The organism is Herpetosiphon giganteus (assembly GCF_016907925.1).
Lineage (GTDB): Bacteria > Chloroflexota > Chloroflexia > Chloroflexales > Herpetosiphonaceae > Herpetosiphon > Herpetosiphon giganteus.
This window is the reverse complement of sequence record NZ_JAFBCZ010000041.1, coordinates 1-12,473: the sequence shown is the minus strand read 5'-3', so window position 1 is coordinate 12,473 and position 12,473 is coordinate 1. Positions and strand designations below refer to the sequence as shown.

The 12,473-nt window shown below is 50.8% G+C and carries 11 protein-coding genes; 6 read left to right on the top strand and 5 right to left on the bottom strand.

What is annotated here, in order from left to right; genetic code table 11:
• Positions 1–7: 7 nt before the first annotated feature.
• From JOD20_RS24085 to JOD20_RS24075, 3 genes are read right to left on the bottom strand one after another with little or no spacing between them, the layout of a single operon-like run.
• The gene (locus JOD20_RS24085; protein ID WP_204757725.1) at positions 8–505 is read right to left on the bottom strand and encodes a hypothetical protein; all 498 of its coding nucleotides are present in this window, start codon (positions 503–505) and stop codon (positions 8–10) included.
• 2 nt (positions 506–507) lie between these two features.
• Positions 508–1,185, bottom strand: a complete 678-nt coding sequence (locus JOD20_RS24080; RefSeq protein ID WP_204757724.1) for a hypothetical protein — start codon at positions 1,183–1,185, stop codon at positions 508–510.
• The gene (locus tag JOD20_RS24075) at positions 1,182–1,730 is read right to left on the bottom strand and encodes a sigma-70 family RNA polymerase sigma factor (protein WP_204757723.1); all 549 of its coding nucleotides are present in this window, start codon (positions 1,728–1,730) and stop codon (positions 1,182–1,184) included. Before JOD20_RS24075 ends, JOD20_RS24080 begins: the two co-directional genes overlap by 4 nt.
• A 162-nt stretch (positions 1,731–1,892) precedes the next feature.
• Between JOD20_RS24075 and JOD20_RS24070 the strand changes: the two genes are divergently transcribed.
• Genes JOD20_RS24070 through JOD20_RS24055 form a run of 4 tightly spaced genes read left to right on the top strand, consistent with a single transcriptional unit; the run spans position 1,893 to position 6,437 of the window.
• Positions 1,893–2,693 carry an HAD-IIA family hydrolase gene (locus tag JOD20_RS24070; RefSeq protein ID WP_204757722.1) on the top strand — a complete coding sequence of 267 codons (801 nt, stop codon included), beginning with the start codon at positions 1,893–1,895 and terminating at the stop codon, positions 2,691–2,693.
• Positions 2,694–2,697: 4 nt separating this feature from the next.
• Positions 2,698–3,651 carry a glycosyltransferase family 2 protein gene (locus JOD20_RS24065; RefSeq protein ID WP_204757721.1) on the top strand — a complete coding sequence of 318 codons (954 nt, stop codon included), beginning with the start codon at positions 2,698–2,700 and terminating at the stop codon, positions 3,649–3,651.
• Between the two features lie 3 nt (positions 3,652–3,654).
• Positions 3,655–4,887, top strand: coding sequence for an alpha/beta hydrolase (locus tag JOD20_RS24060; RefSeq protein WP_204757720.1), 1,233 nt, complete (start codon positions 3,655–3,657; stop codon positions 4,885–4,887).
• Complete coding sequence (locus tag JOD20_RS24055) at positions 4,860–6,437, top strand: polysaccharide deacetylase family protein (RefSeq protein ID WP_204757719.1); 1,578 nt, start codon at positions 4,860–4,862, stop codon at positions 6,435–6,437. The genes JOD20_RS24060 and JOD20_RS24055 overlap by 28 nt, the downstream gene beginning before the upstream one ends.
• Here the strand turns inward: JOD20_RS24055 and JOD20_RS24050 are convergent.
• Positions 6,434–6,850 (bottom strand): SpoIIAA family protein, encoded by a 417-nt coding sequence (locus JOD20_RS24050; RefSeq protein ID WP_204757718.1) that lies wholly within the window; start codon positions 6,848–6,850, stop codon positions 6,434–6,436. The two genes, JOD20_RS24055 and JOD20_RS24050, sit on opposite strands and share 4 nt — an antisense overlap.
• A 198-nt stretch (positions 6,851–7,048) precedes the next feature.
• Between JOD20_RS24050 and JOD20_RS24045 the strand changes: the two genes are divergently transcribed.
• Positions 7,049–9,439, top strand: a complete 2,391-nt coding sequence (locus JOD20_RS24045) for an ATP-binding protein (RefSeq protein ID WP_204757717.1) — start codon at positions 7,049–7,051, stop codon at positions 9,437–9,439.
• A gap of 326 nt (positions 9,440–9,765) precedes the next feature.
• Positions 9,766–11,766, top strand: a complete 2,001-nt coding sequence (locus JOD20_RS24040) for a choice-of-anchor A family protein (protein WP_204757716.1) — start codon at positions 9,766–9,768, stop codon at positions 11,764–11,766.
• Between the two features lie 61 nt (positions 11,767–11,827).
• Here JOD20_RS24040 and JOD20_RS24035 read toward each other — a convergent pair whose 3' ends face one another.
• Positions 11,828–12,151 (bottom strand): winged helix-turn-helix domain-containing protein, encoded by a 324-nt coding sequence (locus JOD20_RS24035; RefSeq protein WP_204757715.1) that lies wholly within the window; start codon positions 12,149–12,151, stop codon positions 11,828–11,830.
• Positions 12,152–12,473 lie beyond the last annotated feature (322 nt).

The window sequence follows — 12,473 nt, the reverse complement described above, 5'->3', positions numbered from 1 at the left end:
TTTTAGCTTAGTGGCTGATGCGTTTGATCAACCAACCCATACCTACTGCCAAGCCTAGGCCACCTGCGGCAATCCCCATATACCACCAATTGGTATTCGCTGTTTTTGGTGCAGCTGCTTCCTGAACGGTAATGCGATACACCTCGCCTTCGATCGTGCCAAAAGGCAGTGGCTTAATCGAAATTTCCCATTCTCCGGCAGTTGGCAATTGCAATGTAGCTTGAAAATTACCAACAGCACCAACTTGGGTAGCCCAAACTTGCTGAAACTCTCCACTGGTTGCATGCTCTGCGGTTAGCAAGGGCCTTATCGGATCGGTGCCCATGCTACTAATTGGCTTGGTGCCATGTTGCAGCACGCTAAATTCAAGCTGAAAAGTTTGGCCAGCAACAAGCGTATCGGGCAGTTTGGTGATCGGCGTTGTTGCCCAGCCGCCAGCCTTGCTGCTGCTCAGCAGGCCAAATTGCAATCCGACGAGACAAACGAAGATCAATAAACGACGCATAGTTATTCTCCTTGGCGAAACGATTCGGCAATTTGGCGCATGGTGGCCAGATCGCTCATGGTTTCAAGTCGATAAGTCCGCTGATCATCAGTCCAAATGAGGGTTGCGGTAGCGCTCAAGCTTGTGGTTTGGTAGATTTGGGTTGTGCCAGGATCGAAAAATGTCAATTCGCGCTGGCCTTGTAGCCAAACCGCTGGCTGATTGTGAACGTGGGTATGCGTCACGTCATCAAGCGCGAGCACAGTTTTGCCAGCCCATGTCTGCGAATCAAGCAGATCAAGCGTGATGGTTTGGGCTTGGCTGAACCACATCAAGCGCTGCACATGCGGATATGGCTCTAATTGCAATAGTTGATCGGGTGGGCCAAGCAATGAGCTTGTAGGCAGCCAATTGACCTCGCTTGGTTGGCTGGGTTGAATTTGAGTTGGCTTTGGCAGCATAGTTGGTGGCTGATTGCCAATGAAAATGGTGCCAACTTGTAGCCAGCGCCCAACCTGTGCTCGCACTGCTGGCAGCGTAAAACTCAAAAGCAGCACGACTGCGACCGACACACCAAGCCGCAATGGCCAGACCGAGCGGCGAGCGCGCGTGATCTGCAACTGCGGGGTTGGCGGGTAGGGAAAGGCTTGGGCTTGTTTGCGCAGAGTTTCTTCTGGATAGGATTCTGGTGGTTGGTTCATGCGCAACGCTCCGTTCGCAACTCGGGAAATTCGCCATCGACCACGCCGCGCAAGCGCACCAACGCGCGGTGTAAGCGCGATTTGACCGTGCCTTGGGCAATTCCAAGTGCTTGGGCAGTTTCCTGCTCGCTCAATTCCAAAAAATAGCGCAAATACAACACCTCTTGTTCGCGTTGGGCGAGCCGACCAATTGCATGCCAAAGTTGGGTTGCCTCCCAAGCTGGGCCGCTGGTTTCGTGAAATTCGCTGTGTGCTGGTTGTTGCACGGCAAAGCGTTGCAAGGCGCGCAGATACCGGCGCAACGAACGGCGATAATTTCGCGCCAGATTGGCGGTAATTTGCAAAAGCCAAGGCTTCAACGGGCGCTCGCTATCAAACTGATGCTGCATCCGCAAGGCGCGCATAACCGTTTCTTGGGCCAAATCTTCGGCAATCATCGCATCGCCCACCATCAAATAGGCCAAGCGAAAGATCGCCGTTTGATGGGCGAGAATTTGGGTTGCCCAAGTTTGGGCGAGATCAGCGGGCTGCTGGGCTTGATCCACGGCAGATGCTCCTGATTTGGCTGCTTTGTTAAGTTCTACACCGCTCGCGTTGCTTTGGTTCCATGTCACATTTCATAACCTTTAGATCGCAGTATGAACGTGTTGGCAAGCCGTGGCAGTGGTACAATCGGGAGAAGTTGTTTTTTATGGGGATTTTTCGGCATGCTCAATCTCAAGCAGTTAAAGCTCATCTTGCTCGATATGGATGGAGTTTTGCATCGGGGTGGGACGATTTTGCCAGGTGCGGCAGAATTAACCAGTGTGCTTGATCGCTTCGATTTAGGCTATGCCTGTTTAACTAATAATTCATCGCAATTGCCCGCGACCTTTGCCACCCATCTCCAGCAGCTGGGGATTGCAATTTCGGCTGAGCATGTGATTACCTCATCGACAGCGACGGCAACCTTGTTGCGCACCCGCTACCCGCAGGGCACGCGCTTGCTGGCGATTGGCATGGATGGCATTCAATCGTCGTTGTTTGCAGATGGCTATTTTGTGTCCGCCGAGAGCGATGTCGCGGCGGTGGTGGTTGGGGTGGATTTCAACCTGACCTATGCCCGCTTGAAAACCGCAACCTTGGCCTTGCGCGCTGGCGCAGCTTTTATTGCCACCAACAGCGATCGCACCTTTCCCGCGCCAGAGGGCTTGATTCCTGGGGCTGGCGCGATTGTGGCGGCCTTAGCAGCGGCCAGCGATTGTACGCCAGAAGTAATTGGCAAGCCTGAACCTGCCATGTTTGAGGCGGCGTTGCAGCTTTTTGGCGTAACGTCCGAGCAAACCTTGATGGTCGGCGATCGTTTGGATACCGATATTGCAGGCGCGCAGCGGGTTGGCATTGCTACCGCCTTTGTCGGTAGCGGCGTGCATAGCTTGCAACAAGCCCAAGCATGGCAACCAGCGATTGATCTCGTGGCCGATGATTTGGCTGGCATTTTAGCGCAGCTCACCGCAGGTCGGGAGTAGCAGGATGCAGCCAATTCCAGTGATTATTGTTTCGTATAACACCCGCGATTTGTTGCGCGAATGTTTGGCCAGCCTAGCCCTGAGCAGTCTGCCAACCACGCCAATTGTGGTCGATAATGCTTCGCACGATGGCAGCGTTGCCATGGTACAAGCAGAGTTTCCGCAAGCCCAGGTCATCGAAGCGGGGGCAAATTTGGGTTTTGCCAAGGCCAATAATCTGGGTATTCGCCATGCCTTGCTTGCCCAACCAACCTACCTGTTGTTGCTCAACCCCGATGCCCAGCTGACCAGCAGAGCCTTGGAAGAACTTGTGGCCTTTTTGGAGCAGCATTCGCGGGTCGGCATGGTTGCGCCACGCTTACGCTACCCCGATGGCTCGTTTCAAGTTGCTGCCTTTCGCTTTCCAACCTTGTTGATGAGCGTGTTCGATCTCTATCCGCCGCGTGGGCGCGGTTTTGGGCGGCTCTATCACCACCCGCTGAATGGTCGCTACCTGCAAGATGGCGGCAACGAAGCTTTTGCGATCGATCATCCTTTGGGCGCGGCGATGCTGGTGCGGGCCGCAACCTTGGCCGAAGTCGGCATGTTTAACGAAGATTTTTGGCTCTATGCAGAAGAAGTCGAGCTTTGCTGGCGCATTCGGCAAGCTGGCTGGGCAATTTGGCAGGAGCCGCAGGCAACCGTCATTCATCATGGTGGGGCAAGCTCAAGCCAATTTCGGGTACGCTCGTTTTTGGCCTTGCAACAAGCGCGATCCCAATTTTTTCGCTTGGCCTATGGCAAGCGCTTCAATCGTTGGTATCGACGCTTAATGACGTTTGCGGGCCTGCAACGTAGTTTGGCGGCGGTTTGGCAATGGCGGCAACAGCGCATCGATCACAGCGAATTGCGTCGCCGAACCTGGGCTTGGTCCAAAGTTCGCCAAGTCATCCAACCTTCCAATCAAGCAAAGGATTAATCTATGCAGCGATTTATTGGCTTATTTTTAGCATTAAGTGTGCTTTTGGCAAGTTGCGGTGGCGCGGCGATCACCTATGATGCCAGCCAGCCGATCACCAGTTTTAATCAATTGCGCGAGCAATTGGCCAAAACCGACGATCAAGCAGCCCAACTTAAACTGATCAATGATTTTAACGCGCTGTTCCCAGCTAGCCCCTTGACCCAAGGCGATCAAGCCTTGTTTATGGTCGAAAAAGATGCTCCACGGATGGAATTATCAAGCGATCTGACCAATTGGTTTCAGACGATTCCGATGCAACGGCTGGGCACGACCAATTGGTGGGGCGTTGTTCAAACCATCAGCCCAACCGCACGCATCGACTATCGCTTTGGCGTTGGCGGCGGCGGTGGCTTGATCAATGATCCACGCAATTCAACCGTGGTTCCAAGCAGCATGGGCTTGAATTCCGAGTTGCGCATGCCCGAATACGTCACGCCAACCGAAATCATTTCGCGTAGCGATGTGCCAAAAGGCACGCTGGAAGAATTAGGCGATTATTACACCGAAATTAGCAAAACGACCCATCAATTGCATGTTTATTTGCCGCCCAATTATGATCCAGCCAAGCAATATCCTAGCGTTTATTTCCAAGATGGCGATGATTACCAAAACTATGCTTTTACGCCAACGATTTTGGATAACGCGATTGCTGACCAGATTTTGCCGCCTTTGATTGCGGTGTTTGTCAAACCAAGCCGCGAGCAAGGCCGCCAACGTGATTATGATCTCAACGATGCCTATAGCGAATTTTTCGCGACCGAATTAGTGCCGATGATTGATAGCAAATACAGCACGATCAACGATCCTAAGCAACGAGTTGTGGTTGGCGATTCATATGGTGGCTTGATTTCGCTCTATTTGGCCTTACAATATCCTGAGGTATTTGGCGCTGTGGTCAATCAATCAGGCTTTGTTTCACGCCAAAATGGCCGCCTGCTCACCCTGATGTCAATTCAACCGCCAGTTAATGCGCGGATTGTGACCGTGGTGGGAACCTATGAGACATGTATCGGCGGGCCGGTCACTGGCGATGAATGCAATTTCCTAGAGGGCAACCGGACGTTGCGCGATATTCTGGTTGGAGCTGGAGTGGAGCTGAACTACGCAGAATATCCGCAAGGCCATGCCTGGGCTTTTTGGCGCGACCACATCGATCGAGAGGTTGCATGGGCGTTGGATTGGCAAAAACCCTAAGAGTTTGGCTTGGGTTGTTGGTTCTTGTGCCGTTGTTGCTGCCTCAAAGCACAGCGGCACGGATTATTTTAGGCGAAGATCGGGCGTTCGAGCAGCTTTGGCAGGCCACCGATGGCCAACGTGGCGCGGAGCAAGCATGGCTTTGGGGGCCGCAACGCTTATGGCAAACCCAAGAGCGCTATGCAGAAAGCCCGCGCCAATTGCGTTGGGTGCGCTACTACCCCAAAGCGCGCATGGAAATTACTGATCCGAATCTTGCAAGTAAATCGCCGTGGTACATCACCAATGGCTTGTTGGTGCTTGAATTGGTAACTGGTCGCTTGCAAATTGGCAATGCAGAATGGCGCGAGCACTGTGCAAGCGGCGGCTGTGGCTCGGAGCAACCAGTTGCTGGCGATGCGGTAATTGAAAATCGTGCGCCACGCTATCGCGATTGGGCAGAATTTTTGACCTTGCATGACCAAGCTGGAGCCGATTTGCGCGGCCAAGCGGTTACGAATTGGCTGAGCCACGAAGCAACGGGCGTGCAAGTTTGGGCCGACCCAAGTTTGGCCGAGCGCTACCCCGAAACCAGCGGCAGCCATCGCGATGAAGTAACTGGCCAAACCGTGCCAGCGGTGCTGTGGAACTATGTTCAATCGCAGGCCCGCGAAGCCTTGTATGTCTTTGGGCGACCAATTAGCCCAGCATTTTGGACGCAGACCTTGGTTGATGGGGTTGAGCGCGAGGTTTTGGTGCAACTATTTGAGCGCCGCACCTTGACCTACACCCCGAGCAATCCGGTTGGCTGGCAAGTTGAGATGGGCAATGTTGGCCAACATGCTTTGGAATGGCGCTATAGCTTGCGGCCATGGGAATACCAAGCCTTGCATGTGACCATTCTCACCTATCATTATATTTCGCAAAATCCGAATCCTGCTGATCGTTTGCGCGATAGCTTATCGGTGGCTCCAGCTGAATTTAAACGCCAGCTCGAATATCTGCAAAGCCATAATTTTCATGTGGTAAGTTTGGATATGGTGTTGGCAGCGCAACGGGGCGAAATCAGCTTGCCCGAACATCCGGTGGTAATTACGCTTGATGATGGCTACCGCGATTTGTATGAACAGGCGTTTCCGATAGCCCAAAGCTTGAATGTGCCAATTACTGCCTATATTCCGGTGGCTTTGGTTGGCGAGCCAGCCTATGTGAGCTGGCAGCAATTACAGGAGCTGAGTCAATCGCCACTGGTGACAATTGGCTCGCATACGCGAGTTCACCCCGATTTAACCACGCTTGATCGCGAAGCCCAATGGATTGAAATTGCGCATAGTAAACGTGAGTTAGAGGAACGTTTGGGGCTGGAGATTCGCCATTTTTGCTACCCCTATGGCCGCTACAATGCCCTGACCGTTGAGCTAGTGCGCGAGGCTGGCTATGTCAGTGCGACGACAACCCGCCAAACCACTGATACAACCAACGATGATCCGCTGATTTGGAATCGGATTACCGTTTCGGGGAAGAGTTCGTTTGAGGATTTTGTGGCTCAAATTGAGCGCAGCCAAAACTAATTGACATTTGCTTGACGTAACCATTGGCGGGCGGTCTGTTCATCGCTGAAGACCTGCACCGCTTGGCTATTGCCAGTTAAGCCAATAATCAAATTGGCAATCACCCGACTGAGCGTCGAATCGACCAACAGCGCGACAATCGTGGCGCTGTTGCGGGTGGCTGGCTGCATATAAAAGCGCCGCACTTCGCGGGAGATTGGCAAGGCCTCGCGCAAATCGAGCAAGCGTGGGCGACGAATGCCCCCAGCCAACATATCGACTGCTGCTAAATTTTCTTCTGCGTCCTCAACCGTCTCTTGGATGCCTGGCCGAATTTTGATCACAATAATACCATCACCGTCGAGCGTGATAATCGAACTGCGGGTTGTATACGAATGTGGTATCAGCACCATGGCTTTTGCTATCACTGGCATAGGCTAACCTGTTTGGCCTCATCATATGCAAGCATAGCATAGTTCCATGCTCCGCTTGGGGGAATTTTACGGGTGATTTGTTGGCTTAGGCCAGTTAAAAAATAGCCCGATTGAGGGACATAAATCAACCTTGCTAACTTGCGAATGAATCATTACAGTAAAACCTTACTGCATGTTTCGCGGTGATGAGGTTTTGTTATGCCATTATTACCATCACAATTGCCCCAATATGCCACGCGCCTCATTGGTCGCACCCGTGCTCGCACCTTGGTGCTCGACCTTTTGTTGGATGCTCAAGCGCGCTTGGTAACATTATATGGCCAAAGTGGGGCTGGCAAAACCCGTCTCAGTTTAGAGGTTGCTGAGCAAGTCGGCGAGGTTTTTCGCGATGGGCGCTATTTTGTGGCCTTGGCTCCAGTTTCACAAGCTCAATTTGTGTTGCCAACGATTGCAGCGACGCTCGGCGTTGAAGAATCGCACAATGAAGCAATCTTGGATTCGTTGGTTTTGGCTTTAGCCGATAAGCAAATTTTGTTAATTCTGGATAATTTTGAGCAAGTGTCCGCAGCTGCCAGCGAAATTCAAGTTTTGTTGCGGCGCGCACCTGGCCTAACCTGTTTGATTACCAGTCGCCAAGCGCTTGAAGTTGCCGATGAAACCCCAATTATGGTGCCTGCCTTGCAATACCCAGAGATTGGCGAAGACTATAGTCTTGAAGCTTTAGAGCAGTATAGCGCGGTTAATTTGTTTGTTGAACGCATGCGGACGCGCCAGCCGCGCTTTCGTTTGAGTGCCGATAACGCCGCCGCTTTGGTCGATATTTGTCGGTTGGTGCAAGGCTTGCCCTTGGCGATTGAGTTAATTGCCGCCCATAGTGCCTCGCTTACCCCGCAAGATTTATTATTTTTTGTGCGCAATCATCTTTCGATGGCTGCTTTGAACCCCAAGCAATCGGCGCGCCAAGCGATTATTAAGCCAGTGCTGGCATGGAGCGTCAGCATGTTGCCCGCCGATGCCAAAGATATTTTTATCCAGTTGGGTGTTTTTGCTGGCGGGGCAACCAGCGAGACGATTAAACAGGTTGGTTTGGTTGAGGGTTTGCCGTTTGAAACCAGCCTGAATGCGCTGATTGATCGCCATTTGCTGCAAACTGAACAATTGCCTGGCCAACAACCGCGCTTTATTATGATTGATGCAGTGCGTGAATATGCCCTTGAGCAATTGCAAAAAACAGGCCGTTTTTATTATTTGCAAGAGCGTCATGCCTTGCATTACCAAACCTTGAGTGAATCAGTCCATCAGCAGATTCGCGGCGCTGATGGTGCGAAATGGATCGAACAGGCTCGGGGCGAGATTCATAATATTCGCCAAGCGATCAGTTGGTCGCTTGAAAGCAGCGATGGTCTGATTGCCCAGCGCATTGCTGGCAACCTTTATTTTTATTGGTATCGGACAAGCGCGTATCGTGAAGCAGTTGCTTGGCTCGAACAAACCTATCAGCACCCAAATCGCAGTGATTTAAGCGCAATTGCACGCATTGCCACCGGATTAGGTGGTTTGTTAATTAGCTTGAATCGATTTACTGAAGCTGAAGCATATTTAATTGAAGCTCGACGTTTATGGCAGGAACTGAAATTACCGCACGATGAGATCAGCGCAATTGGTAATTTGGCAGTTTTATATGGCACGCTTGGCCGTTTGCACGATTCACAAGTAGCGTTTGAGGCAGCGTTGGCCTTGGCGCGCACGGTTGGCAATCAACAACGCGAAATCTTGATGTTACATAATCTTGGTACTCTAGCCCAAGAACGCAATCAATTAGCCACCGCCCAAGACTATTTTGAGCAAGCACTTGCGCTTAAGCAACAGCTGAATCAAACATGGGATATGTTTCTTAGCCAAATCAATTTAGGTTTAGTGGCGGTTGATTATGGACGCTATGCTGAGGCGAAGCAATGGTTTGATCAAGCGTTTGTTAATGCCTATGCCATTAACGATCACGATAATTTGGCCTATATTCGCTATGCCCGGGGAATTGCGGCAGCTGAACAAGCTGATTATGCCCAAGCTGAGCTGCATTTTGGCGAGGCTGAGCAAGCTTGGCGCGCCGTTGGTAATCAAGAAGCAATGCAACGAAGTTGGATTAAACAAGCAGAAATAACAATTGCAACAGGAAATTATGCTCAAGCTAGCGAATATTTAGCTAAGCTTGAACCAATTGAGGCATTGATTCAAGAATTTCGCTTATATCATGCGATTTTAGCAACGCGCCTAGCACTTGCAACCAATGATCATGCTGCAATGCAACAGCAAGCGCAAGATATGCTTGCAATTGCAGCAACAACAGAGCTACGGCGCTACGATTTGATGATTATGCAGCACTGCGCCGCGCTGGTAGCAGCAACCCACCCAGAATTGGCAGCGCAATTAATGGCAACTGCGCAACAAATTCGCCAAGAACGTGGCTTGTATCAAAGTGTCGCCGAGCAACAATGGCTGGCCCAAACTGGCCTCGATCAGCTTGAGCCAAGCGTGGCCTTGAGTTTCGCCGCTGCCTTACAGGCGACCAAAACTGCTTTAGCGCGCTAAGATCTTCAGCAAGCTTAACGTTGTAGCCCGCCAATCGGCGGGCTTTGCTTTTGTTGGGCACGATAAAATGCTCGTTGCCGTACAATAATCACCGTTTTAATAAATATTTAGATTAATAGGCGATCTAGGATATAAAATTTTAATGAATTTATGCATGAATGAATGAAAAGCGTATGTGCTGAAAGTCCTAGTACCAGACTAAAAAAGATGTTGCGATATTCACACATAATAAAAACAAATCTCCACCTTGCTTTATAGTATGGCTAGATTATGATAGAAAGGTCTTTATTTGTGTAGTACTTTAGCTCTATTATTGAGGGTGCTTTATGAAGCAACGTGTCGTTTGGTTGGCCGTGTTGCTGGTGGCGGTCCTAGGCGTTCCTTTTAGCGTTTGGGCTGCAACTCCACGCCAAACAGTCAAAACACCGCAGGCAGTGCAAGCTACAGTGCGAGTGGTGGAATCGGTCTCTTCACCAGCAGTCGCCGTAGTGTTACCCACTCCAACTCCGGCTATTTGTGATGCAACGAATACTCGTTCATTGACTGGCTGGTTTACCTCCAACACCGCTGGGGCTGTGTACAATAACTCGTACAATTGTGCCTATCAGGTTGGGATTGCCTCCTATCGAATGTTTGATGATCGGATTGGCAACCAACAAGTGTTTGATTACACGCTGTATACTGTTGGGCCACGCCAAACCATCACCATGGATGTTGCAATTCCTGATTGCAAAGCCCAACTCGATATTTTCCGTGGGCCAGTGTTGCAATCACTGGTTGGCCAACGCTATGGCGATCGTTTGCTTTCAACCCGCTTCCCCAACACCAGCTATTGTGCGCCTCCAGTTCAAGAAGTTTGTGCTCAAGGCCAAATTAGCCGCTTGAGCGGGGTGAGCAATAACCAATTGGTCAGTGGCGTTTTGAATATCCAAGCTGAAGTTACTGGTGCTTTGCCCCAAAAAGTTGAGTTTGCTTTGACTGGTGCGCAAACCACCAATTACACCGATGTAAACTCGCCATACTATTTCATGGGCAATAATGGCGCTCAGCCAAATGGTTGGGATTCGAGCACCAAGCCTGAAGGCGATTATCGCTTGAGCGCAACCTATGTTGGTTTGTTTGGTGAATCGTTGGCAATTCGCTGTGAGCCAGTTGCTGTCAATTTCAGCATTCGCCGCAGCACGCCAACCAGCACGCCAACCGCGACCAACACGCCAGTGCCAACCGCGACCAACACGCCAGTGCCAACCGCGACGAGCACACCAACCGCAACTGCGACCAACACGCCGTTGCCAACCGCAACCAACACGCCAGTGCCAACTGCAACGAGCACACCAACCGCAACCACGACCAATACGCCGTTGCCAACCGCGACCAACACGCCAGTGCCAACTGCGACGAGCACACCAACCGCAACCGCGACCAACACGCCGTTGCCAACCGCAACCAATACGCCGTTGCCAACTGCGACCAATACGCCAGTTCCAACCGCAACTAGTACTCCAGTACCAACCAGTACGCCGGTACCAGGTAACCAATGTATCCCACAAGGGTTAGGCACTGCTGGCGATTTCAATGTCTTTACCTTTGGCAATATTACCCAAAGCAACACCGATATTGAAGGTCGGGTTGCAGCTGGTGGCAACATCAACTTCCAAAACTTTGGGGTTGGCGTGCGCTTGACCAACTCGAATGGGACGCGCGACGATTTGATTGCTGGCGGTTCATTGACCTACACCAACGGCTCGGTCTATAACGGTAACGTCGTGTATGGCACGAGCCAATCATTGAATGGCGTAAGCGTTCAAAATGGTACGGTTCGCCAAGGCCAACCAATCAACTTTGCCAACGAACAAAGCTTCTTGCGCGAGCGCTCACAAGCGTGGGGTGCATTGAGCGCCAACGGCACGACTGTCTATGAATATGGTGCAGTCAAGTTGACCGGAACCAATGCCAGCGCCAATATCTTCACGGTTGATGGAACTGAATTGAGCAAAGCCAATGGCTTACACATCAATGTTCCTGCTGGCTCAACCGTGTTGGTCAATATCAGCGGTCTTGATAATAAGATGCAATATTTCGAAACCTTCTTGACCAATGTTGACCAAACCAAGATTGTCTACAACTTCTACCAAGCTACCAGCTTCAAGTTGGATGGGATTGGGATCAAGGGCACGATTTTGGCTCCATTTGCTGATGTCAACTTCAACAATGGCCAAATCAATGGCACCTTGATTGGCAACTCATTGATTGGCTATGGTGAATCACACCACTATCCATTCAACGGCTGTTTGCCAGCCTTTACCCAAAGCAGAACTGTTCGCTAAGAAATTCGAAAAGGCCTTGGGCAATTGCCCAAGGCCTTTTTTGTTTACTCATTTATAAGCACTAAATATCGAGCGTGTCAGCTGTTACGTTGGCGATTGAGCGCAACAGTCGCCAATATTGCTTGATCGCGACCTTGCCATCTGAGGTTAGGCGATAGCTGGTACGTGGGCGGCGGGCGACAAATTCTTTCGTAACTGAGATATAACCTTCGGCTTCGAGCTTACTCATGTGGGAGCCGAGATTGCCTTGGGTCAGCTCAAGTTCATTCATCAGATACAGAAAATCTGCTTCATCGACGGTAGCAAGATAGCTCATCACTTGTAAGCGAACTGGTTCATGTACAAGCCGATTAAGTTGGGCGATGGTTTTGATGTGTTTATCCATCGAATCCTCACTGTTTGCTGTAATTATTAGTTTTACAAGGATATAATTCTGCTACACAGAATTTTGGGCTAGGATAGCACCGCCCTCAGGCTATGTCAAGTCGGGGTTGCGCTTGCCCTACCTACAGGAAAGATTCGTATGCAAAACCCTTGCAGGGATTCGGTATGTATTGAACAGCTTTATCGATGCCGTCCTCGATTCCACTGGTATCGTTTTAAAGCCTAAATCAGAGTGTTGCACAATCCATAGGGGTCTCGACAAGCGCCCGATTCCATGGCATGCTCAGCACAGCATCGCTTGTTCATGGAGCCATCACCATGAC